The 25165-nt window shown below is 70.1% G+C and carries 29 protein-coding genes, 1 tRNA gene and 1 riboswitch; of the genes, 18 read left to right on the forward strand and 12 right to left on the reverse strand.

All coding sequences use genetic code 11. The features are described 5' to 3' along the window. Positions 1-23 precede the first annotated feature (23 nt). The 6 genes from ACZ561_RS06060 (at position 24) to ACZ561_RS06085 (ending at position 4626) form a co-directional block, all read left to right on the forward strand. On the forward strand, positions 24-992 hold the full coding sequence (locus tag ACZ561_RS06060) for an ABC transporter substrate-binding protein (RefSeq protein ID WP_470990284.1): 969 nt from the start codon (positions 24-26) through the stop codon (positions 990-992). A gap of 374 nt (positions 993-1366) precedes the next feature. Continuing rightward, on the forward strand, positions 1367-2365 hold the full coding sequence (locus tag ACZ561_RS06065; protein WP_470991294.1) for a FecCD family ABC transporter permease: 999 nt from the start codon (positions 1367-1369) through the stop codon (positions 2363-2365). Continuing rightward, on the forward strand, positions 2362-3147 hold the full coding sequence (locus ACZ561_RS06070) for an ABC transporter ATP-binding protein (RefSeq protein WP_470990286.1): 786 nt from the start codon (positions 2362-2364) through the stop codon (positions 3145-3147). Before ACZ561_RS06065 ends, ACZ561_RS06070 begins: the two co-directional genes overlap by 4 nt. A gap of 44 nt (positions 3148-3191) precedes the next feature. Continuing rightward, on the forward strand, positions 3192-3287 hold the full coding sequence (locus tag ACZ561_RS06075) for a putative leader peptide (RefSeq protein ID WP_329120100.1): 96 nt from the start codon (positions 3192-3194) through the stop codon (positions 3285-3287). A gap of 95 nt (positions 3288-3382) precedes the next feature. Continuing rightward, positions 3383-3670, forward strand: a complete 288-nt coding sequence (locus tag ACZ561_RS06080; protein WP_329120102.1) for a MoaD/ThiS family protein — start codon at positions 3383-3385, stop codon at positions 3668-3670. A 5-nt stretch (positions 3671-3675) separates the two neighbouring features. Then, positions 3676-4626 (forward strand): PLP-dependent cysteine synthase family protein, encoded by a 951-nt coding sequence (locus ACZ561_RS06085; protein ID WP_376430967.1) that lies wholly within the window; start codon positions 3676-3678, stop codon positions 4624-4626. A gap of 16 nt (positions 4627-4642) precedes the next feature. On the opposite strand, the gene ACZ561_RS06090 is transcribed toward ACZ561_RS06085, so the two are convergent. Continuing rightward, the gene (locus tag ACZ561_RS06090; RefSeq protein WP_470990288.1) at positions 4643-5170 is read right to left on the reverse strand and encodes a type II toxin-antitoxin system PemK/MazF family toxin; all 528 of its coding nucleotides are present in this window, start codon (positions 5168-5170) and stop codon (positions 4643-4645) included. 188 nt (positions 5171-5358) lie between these two features. Here ACZ561_RS06090 and ACZ561_RS06095 point away from each other — a divergent pair, with 188 nt between their 5' ends. Next, a complete protein-coding gene (locus ACZ561_RS06095; RefSeq protein ID WP_470990290.1) occupies positions 5359-6111 on the forward strand; it encodes an MBL fold metallo-hydrolase in 753 nt (250 codons plus the stop codon). A 70-nt stretch (positions 6112-6181) separates the two neighbouring features. Here the strand turns inward: ACZ561_RS06095 and ACZ561_RS06100 are convergent, their stop codons facing one another. After that, complete coding sequence (locus tag ACZ561_RS06100) at positions 6182-7447, reverse strand: PTS transporter subunit EIIC (protein ID WP_376430964.1); 1266 nt, start codon at positions 7445-7447, stop codon at positions 6182-6184. A 262-nt stretch (positions 7448-7709) separates the two neighbouring features. After that, positions 7710-9011, reverse strand: a complete 1302-nt coding sequence (locus ACZ561_RS06105) for a PTS transporter subunit EIIC (RefSeq protein ID WP_470990292.1) — start codon at positions 9009-9011, stop codon at positions 7710-7712. 187 nt (positions 9012-9198) lie between these two features. Here ACZ561_RS06105 and ACZ561_RS06110 point away from each other — a divergent pair, with 187 nt between their 5' ends. From ACZ561_RS06110 to rdgB, 4 genes are all read left to right on the forward strand, one after another. After that, positions 9199-9480, forward strand: a complete 282-nt coding sequence (locus tag ACZ561_RS06110; protein WP_376430962.1) for a PTS sugar transporter subunit IIB — start codon at positions 9199-9201, stop codon at positions 9478-9480. A gap of 73 nt (positions 9481-9553) precedes the next feature. Continuing rightward, entirely contained in the window at positions 9554-10285 is a 732-nt protein-coding gene (gene rph / locus ACZ561_RS06115; protein WP_470990294.1) for a ribonuclease PH, read from the forward strand. An 84-nt stretch (positions 10286-10369) separates the two neighbouring features. Then, the gene (locus tag ACZ561_RS06120) at positions 10370-10750 is read left to right on the forward strand and encodes a hypothetical protein (protein WP_384519500.1); all 381 of its coding nucleotides are present in this window, start codon (positions 10370-10372) and stop codon (positions 10748-10750) included. A gap of 8 nt (positions 10751-10758) precedes the next feature. Continuing rightward, on the forward strand, positions 10759-11361 hold the full coding sequence (rdgB, locus tag ACZ561_RS06125; RefSeq protein WP_470990296.1) for an RdgB/HAM1 family non-canonical purine NTP pyrophosphatase: 603 nt from the start codon (positions 10759-10761) through the stop codon (positions 11359-11361). A gap of 50 nt (positions 11362-11411) precedes the next feature. Here the strand turns inward: rdgB and ACZ561_RS06130 are convergent. The 4 genes from ACZ561_RS06130 to bcp all read right to left on the reverse strand — a co-directional run bounded on the left by ACZ561_RS06130 (position 11412) and on the right by bcp (position 13419). Then, positions 11412-11486: transfer RNA gene (locus ACZ561_RS06130), tRNA-Leu, on the reverse strand. Positions 11487-11516: 30 nt separating this feature from the next. Beyond that, positions 11517-12158, reverse strand: coding sequence for an HNH endonuclease signature motif containing protein (locus tag ACZ561_RS06135; RefSeq protein WP_470990298.1), 642 nt, complete (start codon positions 12156-12158; stop codon positions 11517-11519). Further along, complete coding sequence (locus tag ACZ561_RS06140) at positions 12155-12805, reverse strand: HNH endonuclease (protein ID WP_470990300.1); 651 nt, start codon at positions 12803-12805, stop codon at positions 12155-12157. The genes ACZ561_RS06135 and ACZ561_RS06140 overlap by 4 nt, the downstream gene beginning before the upstream one ends. 146 nt (positions 12806-12951) lie before the next feature. Further along, positions 12952-13419, reverse strand: a complete 468-nt coding sequence (bcp, locus tag ACZ561_RS06145; protein ID WP_470990302.1) for a thioredoxin-dependent thiol peroxidase — start codon at positions 13417-13419, stop codon at positions 12952-12954. A 121-nt stretch (positions 13420-13540) separates the two neighbouring features. Between bcp and ACZ561_RS06150 the strand changes: the two genes are divergently transcribed. The 3 genes from ACZ561_RS06150 to ACZ561_RS06160 all read left to right on the forward strand — a co-directional run bounded on the left by ACZ561_RS06150 (position 13541) and on the right by ACZ561_RS06160 (position 14743). After that, complete coding sequence (locus tag ACZ561_RS06150) at positions 13541-13861, forward strand: DUF3618 domain-containing protein (RefSeq protein WP_470990304.1); 321 nt, start codon at positions 13541-13543, stop codon at positions 13859-13861. 46 nt (positions 13862-13907) lie between these two features. After that, positions 13908-14246, forward strand: a complete 339-nt coding sequence (locus ACZ561_RS06155) for a GroES family chaperonin (RefSeq protein ID WP_329120126.1) — start codon at positions 13908-13910, stop codon at positions 14244-14246. Positions 14247-14310: 64 nt separating this feature from the next. After that, positions 14311-14388, forward strand: a riboswitch (guanidine-III (ykkC-III) riboswitch). 34 nt (positions 14389-14422) lie between these two features. Continuing rightward, positions 14423-14743 carry a DMT family transporter gene (locus tag ACZ561_RS06160; protein ID WP_260229655.1) on the forward strand — a complete coding sequence of 107 codons (321 nt, stop codon included), beginning with the start codon at positions 14423-14425 and terminating at the stop codon, positions 14741-14743. A gap of 65 nt (positions 14744-14808) precedes the next feature. Here ACZ561_RS06160 and ACZ561_RS06165 read toward each other — a convergent pair whose 3' ends face one another. After that, the gene (locus tag ACZ561_RS06165) at positions 14809-17181 is read right to left on the reverse strand and encodes a transglycosylase domain-containing protein (protein WP_470990306.1); all 2373 of its coding nucleotides are present in this window, start codon (positions 17179-17181) and stop codon (positions 14809-14811) included. Positions 17182-17353: 172 nt separating this feature from the next. Here ACZ561_RS06165 and ACZ561_RS06170 point away from each other — a divergent pair, with 172 nt between their 5' ends. Genes ACZ561_RS06170 through ACZ561_RS06185 form a run of 4 tightly spaced genes read left to right on the forward strand, consistent with a single transcriptional unit; the run spans position 17354 to position 21454 of the window. Next, a complete protein-coding gene (locus ACZ561_RS06170) occupies positions 17354-18157 on the forward strand; it encodes an ABC transporter permease (RefSeq protein WP_470990308.1) in 804 nt (267 codons plus the stop codon). Then, positions 18150-19094, forward strand: a complete 945-nt coding sequence (locus ACZ561_RS06175) for an ABC transporter permease (protein ID WP_470990310.1) — start codon at positions 18150-18152, stop codon at positions 19092-19094. Before ACZ561_RS06170 ends, ACZ561_RS06175 begins: the two co-directional genes overlap by 8 nt. Positions 19095-19097: 3 nt before the next feature. After that, complete coding sequence (locus tag ACZ561_RS06180) at positions 19098-20075, forward strand: ABC transporter ATP-binding protein (protein WP_376430953.1); 978 nt, start codon at positions 19098-19100, stop codon at positions 20073-20075. 17 nt (positions 20076-20092) lie between these two features. Beyond that, positions 20093-21454 (forward strand): DUF445 domain-containing protein, encoded by a 1362-nt coding sequence (locus tag ACZ561_RS06185; protein WP_470990312.1) that lies wholly within the window; start codon positions 20093-20095, stop codon positions 21452-21454. A 244-nt stretch (positions 21455-21698) separates the two neighbouring features. Here the strand turns inward: ACZ561_RS06185 and ACZ561_RS06190 are convergent, their stop codons facing one another. From ACZ561_RS06190 to ACZ561_RS06205, 4 genes are all read right to left on the reverse strand, one after another. Then, positions 21699-22001: a hypothetical protein gene (locus ACZ561_RS06190; RefSeq protein ID WP_470991296.1), complete on the reverse strand. Its 303-nt coding sequence runs from the start codon at positions 21999-22001 to the stop codon at positions 21699-21701. Between the two features lie 48 nt (positions 22002-22049). Then, positions 22050-22778, reverse strand: a complete 729-nt coding sequence (locus ACZ561_RS06195; protein ID WP_470990314.1) for an excalibur calcium-binding domain-containing protein — start codon at positions 22776-22778, stop codon at positions 22050-22052. Positions 22779-23134: 356 nt separating this feature from the next. Then, positions 23135-24148, reverse strand: coding sequence for a hypothetical protein (locus ACZ561_RS06200; protein ID WP_470990316.1), 1014 nt, complete (start codon positions 24146-24148; stop codon positions 23135-23137). Next, positions 24142-25164, reverse strand: coding sequence for a glycosyltransferase (locus tag ACZ561_RS06205; protein ID WP_470990318.1), 1023 nt, complete (start codon positions 25162-25164; stop codon positions 24142-24144). Before ACZ561_RS06205 ends, ACZ561_RS06200 begins: the two co-directional genes overlap by 7 nt. Position 25165: the final 1 nt, after the last annotated feature.

Raw genomic sequence — 25165 nt, forward strand, 5'->3', positions numbered from 1 at the left:
ATCCCCGGAGGAGGCATTCCGCCATGACCTGGCGCCGTACCCTGCTGCCCGCAGCCGCCCTCGTCCCCCTGCTGGCCGGCTGCTCGGCCCCCTCGGAACAGGACCCGGCCGCGAAGGCCGCACCGGGATTCCCGTACACCGTCTCCAACTGCGGTGTGAAGACGACGTACCAGGCCCCGCCGCAGCGGGCCGTCACCATGAACCAGCACGTCACCGAGGTCATGCTCGCCCTCGGTCTGGAGAAGTCCCTCGTCGGCACCGCCTATCTGGACGACCGGATCCTGCCCGCGTACAAGAAGGCGTACGACACGGTGCCGGTGCTCGCGAAGGAGTACCCCGCCAAGGAGGCGCTGCTCGCCGCGAACCCCGACTTCGTCTACGGCGGCTACGCCAGCGCCTTCGACACCAAGGCCGGCCGCAGCCGGGACGACCTGAAGGCGGCGGGCGTCAACACCCGCCTGAACATGGAGTACTGCCCCTCGGGCGCCTCCTCCCTCGCCGACCTCTACCAGGAGGTCGACGAGGTCGGCCGGACCTTCGGCGTCCCCGACCGCGGCGCGCGCTGGACGGCCGAGGCGAAGAAGACCGTCGCGGCGACCGAGAAGAAGCTGGCGGGTCTCGCCCCCGTGTCGGTCTTCGTCTACGACAGCGGTGACAAGACGGCGTTCACCGCCGGAGGCAAGGGCATCGGCAACGAGCTGATCACCCGCGCCGGCGGCCGCAACGTCTTCGCCGACCTCGACAAGGCCTTCGGCGACGCGACCTGGGAGCAGGTCGTCGCCCGCAAGCCGGATGTGATCGTCATCTACGACTACGGCTCCACGACCGTCGCACAGAAGAAGAAGCGGCTCCTGGAGGACCCGGCCCTCAAGGACGTCCCGGCGATCAGGAACAAGCGCTTCGCCGTCATGCCCCTCTCGGACGCGGTCCTCGGCGTCCGCGTCCCGGCGGCGATCGAGAAGCTCGCGGCCCAGCTCCACCCGGCGCGATGACGGCCACCCCGCTCCCGGACGCGGGCGCGGAACGGGGCGCGGGCGCGTCGGGTCTGTCCGGTCCCGGCTCGTCCGGTCCGGGCGTGCCGGCCCCGTCCCCGTCCGGTCCGGGCGTGCCGGCCCCGTCCCCGTCCGGTCCGGGCCTGCCGGCCCCGTCCGGTGCGGCGCTGTCCGGTGCGGGTCTGCCTGGTTCGAGTCTGCCCGCTTCGGGTCCGCCCGGTCCGGCCTCGGCCGGGCCGGGTCTGTCCGGTCCCGGCTCGTCCGGGCCGGTGCTGCACGGATCGGCGGCCGTCGACCCGGCCGCGTCGGCCGGCGGCCCGTCCGGACGGGCCGCTCGCGGCCGCCCCTCCGGGGCCGGCGGCCCCGGACGGTACCTGCTCGTCGTCGCCGGGCTCGTCGCCGCCCTCGCGCTCTCCGTCGTCGCCGGCCTCGCCCTCGGGTCGGTACGGATACCCCTCGGCGACGTCGCCGAGAGCCTCACCGGCCGCGCCGCCCCCTCCCCGTACCGCACGATCGTCCTCGACGTCCGGCTGCCCCGCGTCCTGCTCGGCGCGATCGTCGGCGCCGGACTCGCCATCGTCGGCACCGTCCTGCAGGCCCTCGTCCGCAACCGCCTCGCCGACCCCTTCCTGCTCGGGATCTCCTCCGGGGCCTCCACCGGCGCCGTCCTCGTGCTCGTCCTCGGCATCGGCGGCGGGGCCACGACCACCGTCGCCATGCCGGCCGCCGCCTTCGTCGGCGCCCTGCTCGCCCTCGTCCTCGTCTACGCCCTGGCCCGCCGCGGCTCCACGATGACCGGCGCCCGGCTCGTCCTCGCCGGCGTCGCCGTCTCGTACATCCTCTCCGCGCTGACCACCCTGATCCTGGTCCTCGCGGGCCGCCCCGAGCACTTCCAGGAGGCGGCGTTCTGGACCCTCGGCGGCCTCGGCAGCGCCCGCTGGGACACTCTCGCCCTGCCGGCCGCGGTCCTCGCCCTCGGAGTCGCCGCCCTGCTGACCCTCTCCCGCCCGCTCGACCTGCTCCTCGTCGGCGAGGAAGGCGCGACCGTCCTCGGCCTGGACACCGCCCGTTTCCGCGCCGCCGCCTTCGTCCTGGCCTCCCTCGTCACCGCCGTCATGGTCTCCGTCAGCGGAGCCGTCGGCTTCGTCGGCCTGATGGTCCCGCACGCCGCCCGCATGGCCGTCGGCGCGCCGCACCGCCGGCTGCTGCCCGTCGCCGCGCTCGGCGGGGCGACCGCTCTGATCCTGGCCGACCTGGCCGCCCGTACCGTCGCCGCGCCGCAGGACATCCCCGTCGGCGTCCTCACCGCCCTCACCGGCGGCCCGTTCTTCCTCTGGCTGATGCGCCGCCGCGCGGAAGGGAGCCCGGTATGACCGAGCTGCGTACGCGGGAACTCTCGTACGGGACACGTCTGCACGGCGTCGACATCACCGCCCGGCCCGGCGAGACCGTCGGACTCGTCGGCCCCAACGGCAGCGGCAAGACCACCCTCCTGCGCTGCGTCTACGGCACCCTCGTCCCGACCTCCGGCCGTGTCCTCCTCGACGGCGTCGACGTGCACGGCCTGGGCGCCAAGGCGCGAGCGCGCCGGATCGCCACCGTCCCACAGGACGGCGACGCCGAGTGGGAGCTGACCGTCCGCGAGCTGGTCGCCCTCGGCCGCTCCCCGCACAAGCGCTTCTGGGAGGGCGACACCGGCGACGACCTCGCACGCACCGACGCGGCCCTCGCCCGCGTCGGCGTCGCGGAGCTCGCCGACCGCCCGTACCCCACCCTCTCCGGCGGCGAACGCCGACGCGCCCTCGTGGCCCGCGCCCTCGTCCAGGAACCGGCGCTCCTCGTCCTGGACGAGCCCACCAACCACCTCGACATCCGCTACCAGTTGGAGGTCCTGCGCCTCGTCCGCGACCTGGGCACCACCAACCTCCTCGCCCTCCACGACCTCAACCTCGCCGCCCTCTACTGCGACCGGCTCTACGTCCTCGCCGGGGGCCGGATCGTCGCCGAGGGCGCGCCCGCCGAGGTCCTCACTCCGGAGTTGCTGTCGGCCGTGTACGGGGTGGAAGCCGAGGTCGTGCCACATCCCAGGACCGGCACCCCGACCGTCCTCTATCTCCCCGGTCCGCCAGTTGAGCGCGATCTGTCCGTCATGTGAGATCACATTCCGAAACCCGGACCGGGAATCGATACGATGGCCGCATGGTTTCCCACGACGTGAGCGAAGTGACGCCGGGCAGCGTGCTGCTCGTGGCGCGGTTGCACGTCGACCTGTGCCGCCTCGCCAGCGCGATGTGAGCGGGGGCGCACGAGCGCACCCAGGAGCACGACCCCCCGCGCGGGGGCATCAGAGCCGCGCGCCTTTCACGCCACTTCCGACAGGAGCCCACGCCATGGCCATCGAGGTCCGCATCCCGACCATCCTCCGTACCTACACCGACGGCGCCAAGGCCGTCGAGGGCAGCGGTGCGACGCTCGCCGAGCTCTTCACCGACCTCGAGACCCGTCACGCGGGCATCCAGGCCCGAATCGTCGACGAGGCCAAGGGCGGCGAACTGCGCCGCTTCGTCAACGTCTACCTGAACGACGAGGACGTCCGCTTCCTGGACGGCATCAACACCAAGCTGACCGACGGCGACAACGTCACGATCCTGCCGGCCGTCGCCGGCGGCATGGTCTGATCCACATGCGTTACGACTCCCCCCTGGCGGCGGTCGGCAACACACCTCTGGTCCGGCTGCCCCGGCTCTCACCCTCGGACGACGTCCGCATCTGGGCCAAGCTGGAGGACCGCAACCCCACCGGCTCGGTCAAGGACCGCCCCGCGCTCCACATGATCGAGCAGGCCGAGAAGGACGGCCGGCTCACCCCCGGCTGCACCATCCTGGAACCGACCAGCGGCAACACCGGCATCTCGCTCGCGATGGCGGCCAAGCTCAAGGGCTACCGCATCGTCTGCGTCATGCCGGAGAACACCAGCGAGGAGCGCCGTCAGCTGCTCGCCATGTGGGGCGCCGAGATCATCTCGTCCCCCGCGGCGGGCGGGTCGAACACCGCGGTACGGGTCGCCAAGGAGATCGCTGCCGAGAACCCCACGTGGGTGATGCTCTACCAGTACGGCAACCCGGACAACGCGGGCGCCCACTACGCCACGACCGGCCCCGAGATCCTCGCCGACCTGCCCTCCATCACCCACTTCGTCGCGGGCCTCGGCACCACCGGCACCCTCATGGGCGTCGGCCGCTACCTGCGCGAGCACAAGCCGGACGTCAAGATCGTCGCCGCCGAACCGCGCTACGACGACCTGGTCTACGGCCTGCGGAACCTGGACGAGGGCTTCGTGCCCGAGCTGTACGACGCCTCCGTCCTCACCACCCGCTTCTCGGTCGGCTCGGCCGACGCGGTGACGCGCACCCGGGAACTCCTCCAGCAGGAGGGCATCTTCGCCGGCGTCTCCACGGGCGCGGCGCTGCACGCGGCCATCGGCGTCGGCAACAAGGCCGTCAAGGCGGGCGAGAGCGCGGACATCGCCTTCGTCGTCGCGGACGGCGGCTGGAAGTACCTGTCGACCGGGCTCTACACGGCGGCCACCACCGAAGAGGCGATCGAGACGGTCCAGGGCCAGCTCTGGGCGTAGCCCCCCTAGCGCCCCTTCACGACGCCAAATGGCGGACCTGGTCCCAGACGACCGGGTCCGCCGTTCCCACTCTGCGACGGAACTCCCACACCGGGACCTCCCGCAGCTCGTCCGTCTCCAGGAAACTGGGCCGCCCCCGCGCGTCCCCCACCGACCCCGGCGGCAGCGCGATCACCCCGGGCCGCTCGTCGTGGTACTTGCTGGTGATCTTGGCGACCAGCGCGGAATCCCCCCGCAGCGCGAGCACCAGACAGGGACGGTCCTTGGACCGCCCGTCTCCCGCCACCGCCCTGCCCGACGCGCTTCGCGCGGCACCCTCTGATGTCGGCCCGTCCTCGTACGGCACGTCCGCCCACCAGATCTCGCCCGCCCGCGGCACCCGAGCGGGTGCCTCCCCGGGGGCGCGCGGCCGTGCCGGGGGGCGCGCAGGAGGCCGCGTCCGCCCACCGGGCCGCCGGCCCGAGCGCTTCAGGCCGTCCGCCACCGCCACGACCAGCGCGATCACCACGACCGCGACGAGCGCCGGCCACCAGGACGTGTCCATACCCCAAGACGTTACCGGCGACCCGTACCCCGCGCTCTCCCGCCCCAGGTCCATCCGAACCGGTGACAGAGCCCGTGAGTTCGCCCACAACGGGACGCCGCGGAGGAGCGACGAGCCCTGACGCGCCTTACGCTCGACGCATCGCACGACCTCCCCCGCCGCTCTCCGCCCTCGGAGGTTCACGCTCCATGAAGCTCACCGTCGTCGGCTGCTCCGGGTCCTTCCCGTCCGCGGATTCGGCCTGCTCGAGCTACCTCGTAGAGGCCGACGGCTTCCGGCTGCTCCTCGACATGGGCAACGGCGCCCTCGGCGAGCTGCAGCGCCACATCGGTCTGTACGACCTCGACGCCATCTTCCTCAGCCACCTCCACGCCGATCACTGCATCGACATGTGCGGGTACTTCGTCGCCCGCTACTACCGCCACGAGGGCGGCCGCTGCGAGCCGATCCCGGTCTTCGCCCCGGAGGGCGCCGAACAGCGCCTGACCACGGCCTACGCGGACACCCCCTCGGACAAGTCGATGAGCGAGGTCTTCGACTTCCGGACCCTGAAGTCCGGCTCCTTCGAGATCGGCCCGTTCTCGGTGCGTACGGAGAAGGTGTGCCACCCGGTGGAGGCGTACGGCATCCGCATCGAGCACGGCGGCCGCTCGCTCACGTACTCGGGTGACACGGGCGTCTGCGAGGCGCTGCACGAACTGGCGGACGGCACGGATCTGTTCCTGTGCGAGGCGTCCTTCACCCATGGCAAGGAGGACATCCCGGCGCTCCATCTCAACGGCCGGGAGGCGGGCGCGGAGGCGGCCCGCTCCTCGGTGGGCCGGCTGGTGCTGACCCACATCCCGCCGTGGACGGACGGCGCCCAGAACCTGGAGGACGCGCGGGCGGTGTACGACGGGCCGTCGGAGCTGGCGTACGCGGGCGCGGTGTACGAGGTCTGAGACAGACGGGAAGGGCCCCGGAACCTTTCGGTTCCGGGGCCCTTCCGTGTACCGCGTACGGGCTCGGGGCTTACTTCGCCTCGGCCTTCAGCAGCTCGGCGAGCTCCTCGTCGGACTCGCGGCCCGGCGTCGGGAGATTGAACTTGGTGATCGCGAAGCGGAAGATCACGTAGTAGACCGCCGCGAAGCAGAGGCCGACCAGGGCCAGGCCCCACGGGTTGCTCGCGATACCGAGGTTCAGCAGGAAGTCGACCGCACCGGCGGAGAAGCCGAAGCCGTCCTTCATCCCGAGCGCCCAGGTCAGGGCCATCGAGACACCGGTCAGGACCGCGTGGATCGCGTACAGCACCGGAGCGATGAACATGAAGGTGAACTCGATCGGCTCGGTCACACCGGTGACGAAGGAGGTGAGCGCGAGGGAGAACATCATGCCGCCGACGACCTTGCGGCGCTCGGGGCGGGCGCAGTGGACGATCGCGAGGCAGGCCGCCGGGAGGGCGAACATCATGATCGGGAAGAAGCCGGTCATGAACTGTCCGGCGGACGGGTCGCCGGCGAGGAAGCGGGCGATGTCACCGTGCTTGCCCTCGAACTCACCGGCCTGGAACCAGGGGAAGGAGTTCAGCAGGTGGTGCATGCCGATCGGGATCAGCGCACGGTTGGCGACACCGAAGATGCCCGCGCCGACGGCACCGGAGCCGACGAGCCACTCGCTGAGGTTGTGCAGACCCGTGCCGAGGACCGGCCAGATCACACCGAAGACGATGCCGACGACCAGCCCGGCGAAGGCGGAGAGGATCGGGACCAGGCGGCGGCCACCGAAGAAGCCGGCCCAGTCGGGCAGCTTGGTCCGGTAGAACTTCTGGTACAGCAGGGCGACGACGATGCCCATCACGACACCGCCGAGGACACCGGCGTTGACCGGGGCGTCGCTCATGACGATCTTGCCGTCGGCGACGGAGGCGACCTGCGGCAGGTTCTTGTCGGTGAAGGTCGCGAGCACCTTCTGGAAGACCAGGTAGCCGGTCACCGCCGCGAGCGCGGTGGAGCCGTCCGACTTCTTGGCGAAGCCGATCGCGATACCCACGGCGAACAGCAGGGCCATGTTGTCGAGGATGGCCCCGCCACCGGCCGCCATGTAGCCGGCGAGCTTGTTGATGAAGTCCGGGAACGACTCCTTGCCGAGCATGTCGGGCTGGCCGAACCGCACAAGGAGCGCGGCGGCGGGCAGTACCGCGACCGGCAGCATGAGGCTGCGACCGATGCGCTGCATGACAGCCATCGGGCCGGAGCCCTTCTTCTTCTCGGCCGCGGGGGCGGCACTGGCCGTAGACACAACTTCCTCCAGTAGGCAAGGCGCCGCCAGGGGACTGGTGTTACGGGGGACGGCGACGTCTCGTGGAACGCGGTGGTCTGGACCGCGTGGTCTACACCAATGAGTGGTGTAGACCTGTTTTAGCACGTGAGACTTAGATAAGGAACCTGCGAATTCTGTGTGGCCGCGCCATAGCGGGGAGTGAACGACGAAGGGCCCCCGGACCATGAGGTCCGAGGGCCCTGAGGGGCTCCGCGCGCCGGGCCGAAAGGCCCCGGATCGGCTACGCCTTCGTGACGTCCCGATCCATCTCCTCGCCCAGCTCGTCCGGCTCCCGCCCCGGCGTCGGGAGATCGAACCTGGTGATCGCGAACCGGAAGATCACGTAGTAGACGAGCGCGAAGCCCAGGCCGATCGGAATGATCAGCCACGGCTTCGTCGCGAGGTTCCAGTTGATGACGTAGTCGATCAGACCCGCCGAGAAGCTGAAGCCGTCCTTCACCCCGAGCGCCCAGGTCACCGTCATCGACACACCCGTGAGCACGGCGTGGATCGCGTAGAGCGCGGGGGCGATGAAGAGGAACGAGTACTCGATCGGCTCCGTGATGCCGGTGACGAACGAGGTCAGCGCGACCGACAGCATCATGCCGCCCACCTCCTTGCGCCGGTGCGGCTTCGCGCAGTGGGTGATCGCCAGCGCGGCCGCCGGGAGGGCGAACATCATGATCGGGAAGAAGCCCGTCAGGAACTGGCCGGCGTCCGGGTCGCCCGCGAGGAACATGGGGATGTCGCCGTGGACCGTCGTACCGTCCGGCTTCTCGTACGTGCCGAACTGGAACCAGATGGGCACGTTCAGGAACTGGTGCAGGCCGATGACCAGCAGGGCCCGGTTCGCGACGCCGAAGATGCCCGAGCCCCACGCGCCGAGCCCGACCAGCCAGTCGCTGAAGTTCTCCAGACCGTCACCGATCGGCGGCCAGATCCACAGGCAGAGCGCGGCGAAGGCGATCCCCACGAACGTCATGATGATCGGCACCAGGCGGCGGCCGTTGAAGAAGCCCAGCCAGTCGACGAGCTTCTTCCGGTGGTAGCGCTGCCAGAACCAGGCCGCCAGCAGGCCCATGACGATGCCGCCGAAGACGCCGGGGTTCTCGTACGTGTAGCCGGCGAAGGTGTCGTCGGGCCCCAGGCAGCCGCCGCTGATGTCCTTCGTGTCCTCGGGACAGCCCTTCGGGAACTGACGGAGCACCGTGTAGTACACGAGGAAGCCGACCACCGCAGCGAGAGCCGTCGAGCCGTCCGCCTTCTTCGCCATGCCGATCGCGACACCGATGCAGAACAGCAGAGGCAGGCCGAGGCTGCCGTCGAGCAGCGCGCCGCCGGCCCCCGCCATCACCTTCGCGACGTTGTCCCAGCCGAGTCCGTCCGCTCCGAAGACGTCCGGCTGCCCGAGCCGGGTGATGATGCCGGCCGCCGGGAGTACGGCGATGGGCAGCTGGAGGCTGCGGCCCATCTTCTGAAGGCCCTGGAAGAGGCCGCCCCACCTCGACTTCTTCGGCGGGGCGGCGGCGCTTTCCGTGCTCATCGGCGTCCTCCCTGACCCGGAACAAGCCGGGCCCGACTCGCGTTGCACACTGGTGTAGACCAGTTGCGATAGGCTCCCGGAGCCCGCTGAGGGCAGGTTGCCGGTGATCGTCATCATTCGACAGAACGAGGGCACCCGCTCGCGAAGTTGGGCCAACCGTGGGTTACCGTGACAAAGCGGACCGTCGGTGCGCCGAGACTCACGTTTCTTAAGACGGAACGGACAGGGAGAGAACATGGCCAGCAAGGCTGAGAAGATCGTCGCCGGCCTCGGCGGCATCGACAACATCGAAGAGGTCGAGGGCTGCATCACCCGCCTCCGCACCGAGGTCGTGGACCCCTCCAAGGTCGACGAAGCCGCCCTCAAGGCCGCCGGCGCCCACGGCGTCGTCAAGATGGGCACCGCGATCCAGGTCGTCATCGGCACCGACGCCGACCCCATCGCCGCCGACATCGAAGACATGATGTAACCAGCCCCATCGGCCGAGGGGCCCGTTCCGGCAGGGGAACGGGCCCCTCGTCATGTACGGCTACGCTCGTGCCATGTCTCGTATCGACGGCCGTACCCCCGAACAGCTCCGACCCGTCACCATCGAACGCGGTTGGAGCAAGCACGCCGAGGGCTCCGTCCTCATCTCCTTCGGCGACACCAAGGTCTTCTGCACCGCCTCCGTCACCGAAGGCGTCCCGCGCTGGCGCAAGGGCAGCGGCGAGGGCTGGGTCACCGGCGAGTACTCGATGCTGCCGCGCGCCACCAACACCCGCGGCGACCGCGAATCCGTCCGCGGCAAGATCGGCGGCCGTACGCACGAGATCTCCCGCCTCATCGGCCGCTCCCTGCGCGCCGTCATCGACTACAAGGCGCTCGGCGAGAACACCATCGTCCTCGACTGCGACGTCCTCCAGGCCGACGGCGGCACCCGCACCGCCGCCATCACCGGCGCCTACGTCGCCCTCGCCGACGCCATCGCCTGGGCCCAGGGCAAGAAGCTCGTCAAGGCCGGCCGCAAGCCCCTCACCGGCACCGTCGCCGCCGTCTCCGTCGGCATCGTCGACGGCACCCCCCTCCTCGACCTCTGCTACGAGGAGGACGTACGCGCCGAGACCGACATGAACGTCGTCTGCACCGGCGACGGCCGCTTCGTCGAGGTCCAGGGCACCGCCGAGGCCGAGCCCTTCGACCGCAAGGAGCTCAACGCCCTCCTCGACCTCGCCTCCGGCGGCTGCGCAGACCTCGCCGAGATCCAGCGCAAGGCGCTCGAAGGAACTCTCTGAGGCGCCACCGCGTCTCCATGAACACGGGCGTACGGCCGAAGCGCCGTACGCCCGTACATCCATATCCCCTGGGGAGGAACCGTCTTGAAGCGCCGTCTCGCACTCACCGTGGCCTCGGCAGCCGTACTCACCACCACCCTCGTCGGCTGCGGAGCACTCGACAAGGCGATGGACTGTGTCGCGACCGCCGACGCGATAGCCACCAGCGTCAGCAAGCTCGAGCAGGCGGCCTCCAGCGCCTCCAACGACCCGACACAGCTCAACGAGTCCCTGAACGAGATCTCCACCGAACTCGGCAAGCTCAAGGACACGACGGACAACGCCGACCTCTCCAAGGCCGTCGACGACCTCACCAAGGGCGTCGAGTCCGTCAAGACCTCCGTCAACAACGGCGACACCACCCCGGACATCAAGCCCATCACCGACGCGGCCACCGAGATCGGCAAGGTCTGCACCCCGGGATAATCGGGACCATGACCCGTCTGATCCTCGCCACCCGCAACGCCGGAAAGATCACCGAACTCCACGCGATCCTCGCCGACGCAGGCCTCACCCACGAACTCGTCGGCGCGGACGCGTACCCGGAGATCCCCGACGTCAAGGAAACCGGCGTCACCTTCGCCGAGAACGCCCTCCTCAAGGCACACGCCCTGGCCCAGGCCACCGGCCTGCCGGCCGTCGCCGACGACTCCGGCCTCTGCGTCGACGTCCTGAACGGCGCCCCCGGCATCTTCTCGGCCCGCTGGTCCGGCACCCACGGCAACGACCGCGCGAACCTGGACCTCCTCCTGGCCCAACTCGGAGACATCGACGACACCCACCGGGGCGCCCACTTCGCCTGCGCGGCGGCGCTCGCCCTCCCGGACGGCCGCGAACGCGTGGTGGAGGGCCGCATGCCGGGCACCCTCCGCCACACCCCGGTGGGCACGAACGGCTTCGGCTACGACCCGATCCTCCAGCCGGAGGGCTACGAGGTGACGTGCGCGCAGCTGACCCCGGAGGAGAAGAACGCGATCAGCCACCGGGGGAAGGCGTTCAGGGCGCTGGTACCGGTGGTGCGGGAGCTGCTGGGCTGAGTCTCGTACGACCAAGGGCGCGCCCCCTGTCGGGGGCGCGCCCTTCCGTGTAGGCCCGGTGGGACTCGAACCCACGACGCACCGCCTCTAAAACGGCGTCCTCTAACCAGCTGGGATACGGGCCCGCCGCGTATACCTTACCGGCCACCCGGGCGCTACCTGCGGCCTCCCCGACACCAGGTGCTGGTGATCGCATGGCAGTTGGGGCACAGCACCCGCAGATTCTCTTGCCGGTTGTCGCGCCAGTCGCCGTTGATGTGGTCGACCTCCAGTGTCATGGGCTTTCCATGCCACTCTGGCTCGGTTCCGCACCGGGCGCATTGCTCGGGTACGCCTACCTCGCGCAGGGCGCGACGGAGCCGTGTGGCGGCCGTCCGGTGCTTGCCGTCGTGCCGTACGAGTACCTCTTCGGGGCGCTTGGCGGTCGGGCTCGGTTTCCCCCGCTGGTGGGCCTGCCCCAGGAAGTGCGCGATCGACAGTCCGTCGTCGGTGATCCATCGCCGTAGGTTGGCGCGCTGCGCCCCGTTATCGGCGCGCTTCAGCCGGATCAGGGTCTCCCTGAGGGACAGCGATGCGGCGACCGCCTCCCGCAACTCGCATCGGCTCGGTCGGTCGCGTCTACCGAACGGCGGGAAGTGCGAGACGTCGATGCCGAAGTGGGTGAACCGCTTCAAGAGGTAACGCGGAAGGGCGCTATATGGCTCGGCGCCCAGGAAAGCTATGGCCTCGTTGATGTCAGAGCAGTGTTTGGCGGCTTTGGTCAGCCGCTCGCGCGTAAAGCGCACGCCGCGTGTCATGCGGGACGCCTTTTCGCGCGGCCTCGGTACGTGTCCGTCGTGGAATGACAGTTGGGGCACAGCAACCTCAGGTTCTCGCGCCTGTTGTCGCGCCAGTTGCCGTTGACGTGGTCGACCTCCAGCGGCAGCGGTTCGCCCTGCCACATGGCCTCGATCCCACACATCGCGCACCGCTCCTCCACGCCGTCCTCCAAGAGCGCGGTCTTGAGTCGGCTGCTGCGCACGCGCCTGGGGTGGGCAGAGGTGTCCTCGACGAGGATCTCGTCCGGTGTCCGGCGGCGCTGGTTGTACCTCATCCGCTCGGTCCGGGCAGGCGGTGTGAAGTGCGAGGTGTCGATCCCGTATGCACGGACACGGCGGGTGATGTGCGTGTGCTGCCCGCCGACCAGCTCGACGCCGAGCCGACGGAGAACGTCCCACATGTTCGTGGAGTCTGCCACCGCCTTCTCCAGTACCTCCCGCGTCCAGCGGATGCCCTCCCGTTCGAAGTGGGAGGTGTCCACCCCGAGCTTCCGAATCCTTGTCGCCACGTAAGCCCGCGTCGAGCTCGTCGGATCGACCCCCAACCGCTCCAGCGCTTCCGACAGCGTCTTCGACGCCCCTGCCGCATCAGCCAGCCGCTCCCGCGTGTACGGACTTTCCGGCATCCGATTCCCCTCCGCCCGGCCACCTGTTCGTGGTCTCGTACGGAGTAACGAGCCGAATATCGGACGGTCACGTCATCGGGTGTCCGAAATGCGGAACGGCCCGCACCGCTTCAAGGAGCGTGCAGGCCGTTCCGTGGCGCCAGGCGTCAGATGCCGAGATCCTTGATGATCTTGGCGACATGGCCCGTCGCCTTCACGTTGTACAGGGCCCGCTCGACCTTGCCGTCCTCGTCGACGACCACCGTCGAGCGGATCACGCCCGTCACCGTCTTGCCGTACAGCTTCTTCTCGCCGAACGCGCCGTACGCCTCCAGGGTCTCCTTCGACGGGTCGCTCACCAGCGTCACCTTCAGGTGCTCCTGCTCGCGGAACTTCGCCAGCTTCTCCGGCTTGTCCGGCGACACGCCGATGACGTCGTAGCCCGCGCCCGCCAGCAGCTCCAGGTTGTCCGTGAAGTCGCAGGCCTGCTTCGTGCAGCCGGTTGTCAGCGCCGCCGGGTAGAAGTAGACGATGACCTTGCGGCCCTTGTGGTCAGCGAGCGAGATCTCGTTGCCGTCCGCGTCGGGAAGGGTGAAGGCGGGGGCGGTGTCGCCGGGCTGAAGTCGCTCGCTCATGGCTCTCCTCGGTATGTCTGGGCGTACACGACCGAGCCTAATGGGGGCCTGAGACAGACCTCGGACGGAGAAACTGAGAGACTGTCCGTCAACGACCGATTACGACTACGGAGGCAGCGCGGTGTCGGAGGCCAGGACCCCTGCGCAGATCGAGGCGGACATCGTCCGCCGGCGCGAGCAGCTCGCCGTCACTCTCGACGAGATCGGCATTCGGATGCACCCGAAGACGATCGTCGGCGACGCGAAGGCGAAGGTCGTCTCCACGGTCGACCACACCGTCGGACGAGCGGCTGTCGCCGTCAACAGGACCTTCTCCGACGTGAAGGCCCGGTTCACCCACGACGACGGCGCGCCGCGCCTGGAGCGGGTGGTTCCGGTGGCGCTGGTCGCCGTGGCCCTCGTCGGGCTGATCGCGGTCTCCACGCGCAAGCGCAAGGGATGACCGCTCCCGAGTACGGCCGACAGGCCCGGACAGGTAGGTTCGAGTCGTGAGCGACAACACCCACGACAAGCTGCCCATCCGGATGCTCCACGACCGAGTGCTGGTCCGGACCGACTCCCCCGAGGGGGAGCGGCGCTCGGGCGGCGGCATTCTCATCCCGGCCACCGCCGCCGTCGGCCGCAGGCTGGCCTGGGCGGAGGTCGTCGCGGTCGGCCAGAACGTCCGTACGGTCGAGACCGGCGACCGCGTGCTGTACGACCCCGAGGACCGCGCCGAGGTCGAGGTGCGGGGCGTCGCGTACGTCCTGATGCGGGAGCGCGATCTGCACGCCGTGGCCGCGGACCGGTTCGAGGGGTCCACGGACACCACCGGGCTGTATCTGTAGAACGGCATCCGGAACGTTCCGGATCGAGGGCCTGGTGACCGGTGTCACCAGGCCTTTCGTATGGTTTTTGCTACTGTGGAGCCACCCGACGAGACGCGCCGTACCGGGCCCACTGCACCGCAGTACGCAAAGACGACGCACCCCTGTTGTTCCGTCTCGCGGAGGTGTTCGTCGTCATGGCCTGGGTTCTTCTCATCGTCGCCGGTCTGCTCGAGGTCGGCTGGTCGATCGGCATGAAGTACACCGACGGGTTCACCCGCCTCTGGCCCAGTGTCTTCACGGGTGCCGGGATCGTCGCCTCCATGCTGTTGCTGTCGCACGCCGCCAAGACGCTGCCCATCGGTACGGCGTACGGCGTCTGGGTCGGCATCGGCGCGGCCGGTGCGGCGGTGCTCGGCATGGTGGTGCTCGGTGAGCCGGCGACCGCCGCCCGGATCTTCTTCGTCTGTCTGCTCCTGGTCGCGGTGGTGGGTCTGAAGGCGACCTCGGGCCACTAGGGCCTGCGAGGCCAGTGGCTGGGCGACGCCATCGGTTCGCCGGGGCCACTGACCCGGCCAGGGCTTCAGTTCGGCGAGGCCTGTGGCGACAGCGGCGGCGGTGCGGGAGCCGCCTCGGGGGGCGTCGCGGGAGCGGTGAGGGGAGGTGTCCCGTCCCCGCCCCGGTCTGTGTCCGTCTCCGTATCGCCGCCGCCGTCCGTCCCTTCCGGTGTTTCCGGGCGCTCCGGCTCCGGCCGGGGCTCGGGGCGAGCGGGCCGCTGAGGTGTGTGAGCTGTCTGAGGTGCCTGGGGTGTGAGGGGCGCCAGTGATTCCGGGGGTGTCTGCGGATGTTCCTGCGTCCGCTGCGGCCCGTCCGTCGCCTCCTCCGACTCCTCCCACTCCTCCGGCGCGTCCGATCCGTCCGGCCGCAGCGGTTCCGTCGGGTCCCACGACTCCTCCGCGCCCTCCCCGAGCTCGAGCTCGAACTCCCGCGGCTCCGTCCCCGCCAGTGCGTCCCGTGTGAACTGGCCCCAGATCGCCGCGGGCGGCCCGCCCCCGTTGATCCGGGGCAGGCCGAGCGCCCCGTACAGCGACTTCTGTTCGCCCGTCTCCGGGTCCTGGCCCATCATCGTGACCACGGTCGCCAGGTCCGGGGTGTAGCCCGCGAACCAGGCGGCCTTGTCGTCCTCCGCCGTGCCTGTCTTGCCCGCCGCAGGCCGGCCGGCGGCCAGGGCCGCCGTTCCCGAACCGAACTCGACCACGCTCCTGAGCACCGAGGTCGTCGTGTCCGCGGCCTCCCGGCTCACCGCCTGCCGGCTCCCGGTGGCCGGCAGCTCCAGATCCTGGCCGTCCTTGGTGACCCGCTCGACGAGGCTGTACGTGCCGTGCCGGCCGTGGTTGGCGAGCGTGGCGTACGCCTCCGCCATGTCGAGGACGCTCGCGGTGGCGGGGCCCAGCGCGATGGAGGGGGAGGCCTTGAGGTCGGGGGTGCTCTTCGGCACGCCGAGGGCGACGGCCGTCTCCCTCACCCGCGCGGGCCCGACGTCCACCGCCATCTGCGCGTACACGGCGTTGACCGAGCTGTCGGTGGCGGATCGTACGGTGATGTCGCCGAACGACTCGTCGTCCTCGTTGCCCGGGGCGTAGTAGTCGCCGTCCCAGCCCTGGACGGGGCGCTTGTCGGTGCCGTCGTAGTACGTGTTGGGGGTGATCCGCTCGCCCTCCTGGGTGAGCGATCCGTGCTGGAGCGCCGCGGTGAGGACGAAGGGCTTGAAGGTGGAGCCGACCTGGTAGTCGCGGCGCGTGGCGTTGTTGACGTACTGCCTGGTGTAGTCGATGCCGCCGTACAGGGCGAGGACCCGCCCGGTCGCCGGGTCGATCGCGGCGCCTCCGACCCGGACGAAGCGGTCGGTGGGGTTCCGCGCGGGGTCGAGCTTGGACATGACCTGGTCCTCGACGGCCGTGACGAAGGCGGCCTGCTTCTCCTTCTCCAGGGTGGTGGTGATCCGGAAGCCGCCGCCGGCCAGGGTCTTCTCGTCGACGATGTCGTTGCCGGTCAGGTACTCCTCGACCGCCTGGACGAGGTAGCCGCGCTGCCCGGAGAGGCCGGTGGCGGGGCGGGCGGTCTGCGGGGACGGGAAGGCGGTGTCGGTCCGTTCCGCGGGGGAGAGCCACTTCTCCTTGACCATGCCGTCCAGGACGTAGCTCCAACGGCCGAGCGCCTTGGTCCGGTTCTCGGGGTGGGTGGTGAGGTCGTAGGCGCTGGGCGCCTTGAGCAGGGAGGCGAGGTACGCGCCCTCGGCGGTGTCGAGGTGCCCGGCGTCCTTGCCGTAGTAGGCGCGGGCGGCGGCCTGGATGCCGTACGCGTTGCGGCCGAAGTAACTGGTGTTCAGATAGCCCTCGAAGATCTCGTCCTTGCTCTTCTCGCGGTTGAGCTTGATGGCGATGAAGAACTCCTTCACCTTGCGGGTGACGGTCTGCTCCTGGCCCAGGTAGTAGTTCTTGACGTACTGCTGGGTGATGGTGGAGCCGGACTGCCTTCCCTTGCCGGTGAGAGTGTTCCAGGCGGCGCGGACCATGGCCTTCGGGTCGACGACGGCTCGGTCGGTGTAGAAGTCGCGGTCCTCCGCGGCGAGTACGGCGTGCCGGACGGTCGCCGGGACGTGCATGAGCCGTACGTTCTCGCGGTTCACCTCGCCGTCGCGGGCGATCTGGGTGCCGTCCTTGTAGAGGTACACGTTGGACTGCGCGATGGCGGCGGAGTTGGCGGGCGGGATGTCCACGAGCAGGTAGCCGGCGACGAGGCCGCCGAGGAGCAGCAGTGTGGTGAAGAGGAAGGTGCCCAGGAGCGCCCGCAGGATGCGCCGGGGGAGGGAACGGCGTGGGCGCTTGGGGGGCGGGGTGGGGACAGTGGGGTCCCTGGGCGCCCAGCCGGGCCGGTGTGGCTGGTCGTCGCTCATGGTGGAGCTCCCGTACCGGGTGAAGGCGGATGGATCCCCCATACTGCACGCACCAGGACAGAACCCGAGTAATACGACTCGAAAAGCGCTCGCGTTGGCGGCACGCGGGGTACTAGGGTCGTGCGCTTTGGTGCCGTCGGGGCACGGAGGAGACGGCACGGGAGGAAGCGGGATGCGGCTGCTGTACGCGACGGTGGCCGCGGGTGGTTTCCGCCGCTATGCCACGTACCGGATGGCCACGGCGGCGGGGGTGTTCACCAACAGTGTCTTCGGCTTCATCCTGTCGTACACCTATATCGCCCTGTGGGACGAGCGACCGCAGCTCGGCGGGTACGACATGGCCGACGCGCTCGCCTATGTGTGGATCGGCCAGGGGCTGATCACCGTCTGCGGGCTGATGGGCGGCGGGTTCGAGGAAGAGCTGATCGAACGGATCAGGACGGGCGACATCGCCGTCGACCTGTACCGGCCGGCCGATCTGCAGGCGTGGTGGTTCGCGGCCAACGCGGGGCGGAGCGCGTATCAGCTGCTCGGGCGTGGAGTGGCCCCGATGGTGGTCGGCGCGCTCGTCTTCGACTTCACGCTGCCCGAGCGGGCGTCGACCTGGCTCGCGTTCCTGCTGGCGATCGCGCTGGGCGCGACGGTGAGCTTCGCGATCTGGTACCTGGTGGCGATGAGCGCGTTCTGGCTGATGGACGGTCAGGGCGTGGTGCAGGTGGCGTGGCTGGGCGGGTTGTTCTTCTCCGGGATGCTGCTGCCGCTGAACGTCTTCCCGGGTGTGCTGGGCGAGGTGGCGCGGGTGCTGCCGTGGGCGTCGATGCTGCAGATCCCGGCGGATGTGTACCTGGAGAAGTACACGGGCTGGGGCCTGCTGGGGGCTTACGCCTTCCAGATCGGTTGGGCGGCCGTGCTGCTGGTGGCGGGGCGGCTGGCGCAGTCGCTGGCGACGCGGAAGGTGGTGGTGCAGGGTGGGTGAGACGCCTGTGCTGGGGGAGCCGGGGGCGGTGTGCGGGGCGTACGGCGGTGCGGCGGGCGGGCCTGAGGGCGGTGTGGCGCCCGGGCCGGCCGGTGGTACGGCGCCCGCGGCGGTGGTCCTCGCGTCGTCCCGGCTCGCGGAGTCCTGGCGGACGTACCGGATGGTCGCCGGCATGTGGATCCGTTCGACGATGACGTACCGCACGTCCTTCGCTCTGACGCTGGTCACCTCCTTCGCCGTCACCTTCTTCGACTTCGTCGTGATCCTGCTGATGTTCGGTCAGGTGGAGGGTCTCGGCGGCTTCGCCTTCGCCGAGGTCGCGTTCCTGTACGGGGCGACCGGCACGTCCTTCGGCCTCGCGGACCTGACGATGGGCTCGCTCCAGCGGATGGGCAAGCGGGTCCGGGACGGCTCGTTCGACATGTTCCTGCTGCGGCCCGCGCCGGTGCTCGCGCAGGTGGCGGCGGACAAGTTCGCGCTTCGGCGGCTCGGCCGGGTGGCCCAGGGGCTGTTCGTACTCGTCTGGGCGCTGCTGCTCCTGGACGTGGAGTGGACGGCGGTGAAGGTGCTGCTGCTGCCGGTGATGCTGCTCTGCGGCACGCTGATCTTCTCGGCGGTGATGGTCGTGGGCGCGTCGGTGCTGTTCTGGGCGCAGGACGCGGCCGAGGTGACCAGCTCGTTCACGTACGGCGGGAACACGCTGCTGCAGTACCCGCCGGCGATCTTCGCGCAGGATCTGGTGCGTGGGGTGGTGTACGTCGTCCCGCTGGCGTTCGTGAACTGGCTGCCGGCGCTGTACATCCTGGGGCGGCCCGCGCCGGCCGGGGTGCCGTCCTGGATGGCGTTCGCGTCGCCGCTGGTGGCGCTGGTGTGCTGCGCCCTCGCGGGTGTGGCGTGGCGCGCGGGACTTCGTTCGTACCGAAGCACAGGGAGCTGAGGCATGGCCTTCATCGAGCTGGAAGACGTGGAGAAGGTCTTCACGGTGCGGCGGAGGGCGGGGCTGCTGCGCCGGGAGAAGCGTGAGGTGCGGGCGGTCGACGGGATCGGCTTCGGCGTGGAGCGCGGCGAGATGGTCGGCTACATCGGCCCGAACGGCGCGGGCAAGTCGACCACCATCAAGATGCTGACGGGCATCCTCACCCCGAGCGGGGGCCGCCTGCGGGTCGCGGGCATCGACCCGTCACGGGAGCGGACGCGGCTCGCGCAGCGGATCGGGGTGGTGTTCGGGCAGCGGACGACGCTCTGGTGGGACCTGCCGCTGAAGGACTCGTACCGGCTGATGCACCGGATGTACCGGATCCCGGACGAGCGCTTCGCCGCCAATCTGGCCCGCTGCGTGGAACTCCTCGAACTGGGCGAGCTGCTCGACGTACCCGTACGGCAGCTGTCGCTGGGCCAGCGGATGCGCGGCGACATCGCGGCGGCGCTGCTGCACGACCCGGACGTGCTCTACCTGGACGAGCCGACGATCGGCCTCGACGTGGTGTCGAAGGCGCGGGTACGGGAGTTCCTGCGCGAGCTCAACGCGACGCAGGGCACGACGGTCCTGCTCACCACGCACGACCTGACGGACATCGAGCAGCTCTGCAAGCGGGTGATGGTGATCGACCACGGCCGGCTGATGTACGACGGGGAGCTGGCGGGACTGCACGAGGTGGGGGCCGGCGAGCGTCAGCTGGTGGTCGACCTGGAGCGCGAGCTGCCGCCGATCGAGCTGCCGGGGGCGCGATTCGTACGGTCGGAGGGCCCGCGGCAGGTGCTCGCCTTCCCCGCCTCGGCGTCCGCGGCGCCGCTCGTGGCGGCGGTGGCGGAGGCGTATCCGCTGGTGGACCTGTCGGTGCGGGAACCGGACATCGAGGCAGTGATCGCGAAGATGTACGGGGAACGGGAACTTGAGGTGCGTCCGGGAAGTCCCTGATGTAGGGAGGTGGGGTGATGAGCGACACGAGGAGCGGGGCCCGGGGCGGCGCGCGGGGGGAGGGCCTCGGCGAGACGCCTGGCAGGCCGTCGGGCGAGGCGCGGCGGCCGTTGGTGGCGTTCGCGTACACGGCGGCGGACGCGGAGCGGCACCGCGGGGTGCGCCGGATGAAGGCCCTGGCCACGGGTCTGCTCCTCGTGGTGGCGGTGATCTACGCCCTGGCGACGTGGGCGGAGAACGCGGGATGGGGAGCCTGGGCCGGCTATGTGGCGGCCGCGGCGGAGGCCGGCATGGTGGGCGCGCTGGCGGACTGGTTCGCGGTGACGGCGCTGTTCCGGCGCCCGCTCGGGCTGCCGATCCCGCACACGGCGATCATCCCGACGAAGAAGGACCAGCTGGGGACCACGCTGGGCTCCTTCGTCGGTGAGAACTTCCTGTCGGCGGATGTCGTACGGGGCAGGCTGCACGCGCTGGGCATCGCCGGCCGCCTCGGGGCGTGGCTCGCGGAGCCGGACCACGCGGACAGGGTGACGCGCGAACTGGCGACGGCTCTCCGGGGCGCCCTGACGGTCCTGCGGGACTCGGACGTCCAGGCGGTGGTCGGCGAGGCGATCACCCGGCGTGCGGAGGCAGCGGAGATCGCGCCGGGGATAGGCAAGACGCTGGAGAAGATCGTCTCCGACGGGGCGCACCGGCGGGCCGTGGACCTGGTGTGCGCGCGGGCCCACGACTGGCTGGTGTTCCACGGGGACTCGGTGATGGACGCGGTCCAGGGCGGCGCGCCGGGCTGGACGCCGAGGTTCGTGGACCGTCGTGTGGGCGAGCGGGTCTACAAGGAGCTGCTGCGCTTCGTCACGGAGATGCGGGACATGCCGGAGCACCCGGCGCGCGGCGCGATCGACCGCTTCCTGACGGACTTCGCGGCGGACCTCCAGGCGGACACCGACACCCGGGCGCGCGTGGAGCGCCTGAAGGCGGAACTGCTGGCACGCCCGGAGGTCCAGGACATCATCGCCTCGGCCTGGTCGTCGGTGCGGAACCTGATCATCGCGGCGGCGGAGGACGACCGCAGCCAGCTGCGCCTGCGCGCGCGGGCGTCCCTGATCTCCCTGGGCGGCAGGCTGGTGACGGACGGCCGCCTGCAGGCGAAGGTGGAGGGCTGGGCGGAGGACGCGGCGGCCTATGTGGTCACGACGTACCGCGCGGAGATCACGTCGCTGATCAGCGACACGGTGGCGAGCTGGGACGCGGACCAGACGTCGAAGAAGATCGAGGCGAACATCGGCCGGGACCTTCAGTTCATCCGCATCAACGGCACGGTGGTGGGCGCTTTGGCGGGCCTGCTGATCTATACGGTGAGCCACGCGGTGGGGGGATGAGGGCGGGGCGCTGCGCTTGAAGGCGGGGGCTGGGCGGGGCCTGGACAGTGCTTCTGTAGGGGTGCGCTGGTCGGGTGATTGGGCCGGGTGGTTGGGCCCAGGGGCCGGGACAGGGCTTCTGGGCCTCGTAGGGGTGCGCTGGGCGGGCAAGGGGGTAGGGGAACCTGCCCGCCCAGCGCTCATGGGGAGGGCACTGGGTAGTACGTACGGAACGGCGGGGCCGTTCAGCGCGTGACCCGGAACTTCAGCCCTTGCTACGGGTGACGGCCCACGAGGCGCCGGCCATGGCCCCGGCCACTCCGAACACGGCGGGCCAGGCCCCGACCTTCTTGGCCAGCGGATGCGACCCGGCGAACGCGGCGACATAGGCCCCGGTCAGCGCGGCAGCGGCCTTCCCACCCGCCACCTGCTGCCACTCCCGCGCGGCAAGGGCCCCGGCACCGGCAAGCACAACGCCTCCGAGGGGCCGCTTCTTGGTCCACCGAGCGACGGCGTACCCACCGACGAGCCCGGCGGCGGCTATGGCGGGGGAGGGGATGCGGGGCATGGCGGAGGCCTCTCTCACGGGTGACAGTCTCGGCCTACGAGCCTAACTTCAGCTCTCGCAGCCGACGCCGTCCCCATCCCGGTCGAGGTGACGCCCGTACCCGGGATCGCCACGGCGCACGGGAGCGGCCCCGGCGGCGCGGGCGGCGCTGCAGTTCTCGTAGTACGTGCTGCCACCGCTTCCGCCACTGCTGCTTCCCCCAGTGACCGACCCGCTGGAACCTCCAGACCCTCCGGAGTACGGCTCGCACCCCACGCCGTCCCCGTCTCGATCGAGATGACTCGCATACCCGGGGTCACCGCGACGGACCGGTGCCGCGCCTGCGGCACGCGCGGCGTCACAGTTCCGGTAGTAGACCGTCGAGGGTTCCGCTTTCTGTGTACGGGTCGGCTTCGGCTTGGGTGTAGGAGTGGGGGTCGGGGACGGCACGGGGGCGTCGACCGTGATGCGGACGACGGCGGTCCCGCCAGTTACGTCAGGGGAGTTCGGCTTCACCCGGTAGGTGAACTCGTCCTCTCCGCTGTACCCGGCTGCGGGCGTGTAGGTGATGGAGACGCCATCGACGACGGCCGTGCCGTGACCCGGCTGCGAGTCGACGGTCAGCTCGTACTCGCTCCCGCCCAGGACGCTGGTCAACGGCTTCTGCCCGCTGCCTGTGGCTTCGGTCGCCGTGTCGTTGGCGAGTACGGCGATGGTGAGTGGGGAGGCCTCAGCGCTCTCCTCGTCGTCGACCAACGTCAGCGTGACCCCCGGCTTCGGCGTAGCACTCGTCGCCACGGCCTCAACCTCCTTGGCATCCTCAGCACGGCTGCCTCCACCCCCACCGCCGCACCCCGCGAGGGCTACGACGGCCACGGCCGACGCGATCAGTGCTCTACGACCCCGGCGCATGTTTCCCGTACGCACAACGAACCCCCACGGCATTCCGGTTACGGAGAAGGCACCGATGCTGCCACGACTGAGCGCATGGTGTGGCGGATTCGTGAACTTCAGGTGAAGATCACCCCTCTCTGCCTCTGACGCCCTCTGCCGGCCTGTGGATGCCAGCTCGCTTCGGAGGGTGGCTGGGCTGCCGGGGGCTTGGGCAGTCGATCTCGGCAGGCACCGGGGCAGACGTGCTCTGGTCGCGAGAGTCACGGCGCTACGGCCAACTCACTCTCGATCGACACAACGACGGAGGGCCACGGGACAGTCGGCTCACTGAACAGTCGCCAATAGTCGTACGAGGCGCGGACCAGGGAGCTGACGCCGAGGTGTGCCCGGAGAGGGTCGATCGCTGCGATGACTCTGCGGGTGCATCCTCCTGCTCCGCGCGCGGCTGGGTGGATGCCGTGAGCAAGAAGCAGGGTGGCTGTGCGGAGAGCGTCCAAGGTCTGTGGTGGTGCCAGAGCTGCGAACCTGCCGAAGACGAGGTCGTGCCAGTCCATCTGCGTGCGTGCCCAGGCCAGGCGTTCCAGCCCTGTGCCGAGGTCCACGGCCATGCGCGTTGGGTTGTCCGCGTTCCAGAGAAGAACGATGTCACCGAGCGGCAAGCCGAAATAATCGAAGCGGAGGGTAGTGCCTTCGACTTGGCGGCGGGTCCATGTCGCCAGTTGGCCGTGGATGCTGAGGTGCCGGGCGTGGAAGCCGAGTGCCGACAGGACGCTGACCCAGCCGTCCAATATCCCGCCGTAGTCGTCGATGTGTTGGATCGGTTGGACGCGGGAGACGTTGACGAAGGACGTAAGGAAGCCGTCCAGGAGGTTGCCCGCGGCATCACGTTTGCCGGTGAAGCGGACGACCGGCTGCGGTAAGAAGCCGCTTCGGTAGGTACAGGTATGCCCGTCCTTCAGAAGTGGGTCAAGCGCCTGGACTGCTGAGATCGTCAGTTCGGTCTCGCGGCCCCATCGAAGTGGCAGGCAGGCGGCTCGCGGAACGCCCTGGGCGGCGAAGCCCGCCGTCAGGCCGTCCAGCAGCTCCGCCCACGAGGGCGCCCGTCGGGGCGGGCGGTAAGGTGAGCCTCGGTGTGCATGCGCGATGGCGAGGCGCCCGTCGGAGATAGTGAACTCCCAATTAGGGCCAAGCGCTTGCCGGAGAATGCCGGGTAGGCGACCCGCAACCTCCATTGGCGGAGCCGAGGCGCCGACCACTGGTCCGTTCGTCAGCATGGACGCGCTGCCATCGCTTCGAAGTGATGTGCAGGATCGAAGCGTTGCACCCCCATCGCTTGAACTGCCTCGTGATCTAGGTCCCCAGACTGCTCGATCGCGACAGCCAATCGTCGTGCCGCCGTCTCGTCATCCTCGCCGGGGTAGACCACCGCGATCGACCCCGTCTGCTCGCATAGGGCTGCCTGCGCGCAGGTTCCCTCCCGCCAAGTGAGGGCGGCCATGGGAGTGCCTGCGCGGAGGGATTCGCCGAAGACCGCCGCGCCGGCTTCCACGTACGTACGGGCGTAGGTGTAGACGAGCACTGAGGCATCGGCGATGGCGGCGGACTTGTCGGCGCCACCGAGTTCGCCGATCCACTTCACGTGGTCGGCGCTGAAGAGCCGTTCGTGCCGGCGCACGTACTCCTCGTCAAAGACGGGGCCGACGATCCGGATGCGACGGCCGAGGATCTGCGCGGCGCGTACGGCGATGTGCGGCGCCTTCTCCTCATCGATCCGGCCGAGCCAGACGAGGTCCGTGCCCGCGGTGGCCGGTGGCTCCTCCTCGTGGAGGCCGAGGTGGACGGCGAGCTCTGGGATCGGCTGGTGCTCGGCGTAGCGCTCTATCATCTCGGGCGAGTAGCAGTACAGGCGCGACCGCCGGCCATCGAAGGCGGTGGGGCTGTGCTTGAAGACCGGCGAGTGCTGGAAGGTGGCCACGTCACAGTCCAACTCGCCCCAGGTACGCGTCCAGGCAGGAAGCGACGGGTATTCGTGGCCGACGACCAGGAGGTCGTACCCGCTGTCGCGCAGGTCGCCCTCGGCGAGCGAGCCGGGGGTGAGGTCCTCCAGGCGGACCGGCTTGCGGACCCAGTCGTGTTCCAGGTCCGTGAGCCAGCCCGGCCCGAGGAGGTGTACGTCGGCGCCTGCGGCACGGGCGCCTACGGCGACCGCCCACAGCCATCGTTCGATCCCGCCGTAACCGGCGGGCGGAAAGGCGTAGCTACCAGGGAAGTCGCAGACGCCGACGAGCACG

It is taken from the genome of Streptomyces sp. NPDC039609 (genome assembly GCF_055596705.1).

Bases quoted from the DNA above. Each gene is read 5' to 3' on its own strand.
- rph (WP_470990294.1), top strand. From the start codon at position 9,554: ATGTCTCGTATCGACGGCCGTACCCCCGAACAGCTCCGACCCGTCACC.
- ACZ561_RS06075 (WP_329120100.1), top strand. From the start codon at position 3,192: ATGGTTTCCCACGACGTGAGCGAAGTGACGCCGGGCAGCGTGCTGCTC.
- ACZ561_RS06090 (WP_470990288.1), bottom strand. From the start codon at position 5,170: ATGGACACGTCCTGGTGGCCGGCGCTCGTCGCGGTCGTGGTGATCGCG.
- ACZ561_RS06160 (WP_260229655.1), top strand. From the start codon at position 14,423: ATGGCCTGGGTTCTTCTCATCGTCGCCGGTCTGCTCGAGGTCGGCTGG.
- bcp (WP_470990302.1), bottom strand. From the start codon at position 13,419: ATGAGCGAGCGACTTCAGCCCGGCGACACCGCCCCCGCCTTCACCCTT.
- ACZ561_RS06170 (WP_470990308.1), top strand. From the start codon at position 17,354: ATGCGGCTGCTGTACGCGACGGTGGCCGCGGGTGGTTTCCGCCGCTAT.
- ACZ561_RS06180 (WP_376430953.1), top strand. From the start codon at position 19,098: ATGGCCTTCATCGAGCTGGAAGACGTGGAGAAGGTCTTCACGGTGCGG.
- ACZ561_RS06140 (WP_470990300.1), bottom strand. From the start codon at position 12,805: ATGCCGGAAAGTCCGTACACGCGGGAGCGGCTGGCTGATGCGGCAGGG.
- ACZ561_RS06185 (WP_470990312.1), top strand. From the start codon at position 20,093: ATGAGCGACACGAGGAGCGGGGCCCGGGGCGGCGCGCGGGGGGAGGGC.
- ACZ561_RS06060 (WP_470990284.1), top strand. From the start codon at position 24: ATGACCTGGCGCCGTACCCTGCTGCCCGCAGCCGCCCTCGTCCCCCTG.
- ACZ561_RS06070 (WP_470990286.1), top strand. From the start codon at position 2,362: ATGACCGAGCTGCGTACGCGGGAACTCTCGTACGGGACACGTCTGCAC.
- ACZ561_RS06105 (WP_470990292.1), bottom strand. From the start codon at position 9,011: ATGAGCACGGAAAGCGCCGCCGCCCCGCCGAAGAAGTCGAGGTGGGGC.
- ACZ561_RS06135 (WP_470990298.1), bottom strand. From the start codon at position 12,158: ATGACACGCGGCGTGCGCTTTACGCGCGAGCGGCTGACCAAAGCCGCC.
- ACZ561_RS06200 (WP_470990316.1), bottom strand. From the start codon at position 24,148: ATGCTGACGAACGGACCAGTGGTCGGCGCCTCGGCTCCGCCAATGGAG.
- ACZ561_RS06095 (WP_470990290.1), top strand. From the start codon at position 5,359: ATGAAGCTCACCGTCGTCGGCTGCTCCGGGTCCTTCCCGTCCGCGGAT.
- ACZ561_RS06190 (WP_470991296.1), bottom strand. From the start codon at position 22,001: ATGCCCCGCATCCCCTCCCCCGCCATAGCCGCCGCCGGGCTCGTCGGT.
- rdgB (WP_470990296.1), top strand. From the start codon at position 10,759: ATGACCCGTCTGATCCTCGCCACCCGCAACGCCGGAAAGATCACCGAA.
- ACZ561_RS06080 (WP_329120102.1), top strand. From the start codon at position 3,383: ATGGCCATCGAGGTCCGCATCCCGACCATCCTCCGTACCTACACCGAC.
- ACZ561_RS06085 (WP_376430967.1), top strand. From the start codon at position 3,676: ATGCGTTACGACTCCCCCCTGGCGGCGGTCGGCAACACACCTCTGGTC.
- ACZ561_RS06165 (WP_470990306.1), bottom strand. From the start codon at position 17,181: ATGAGCGACGACCAGCCACACCGGCCCGGCTGGGCGCCCAGGGACCCC.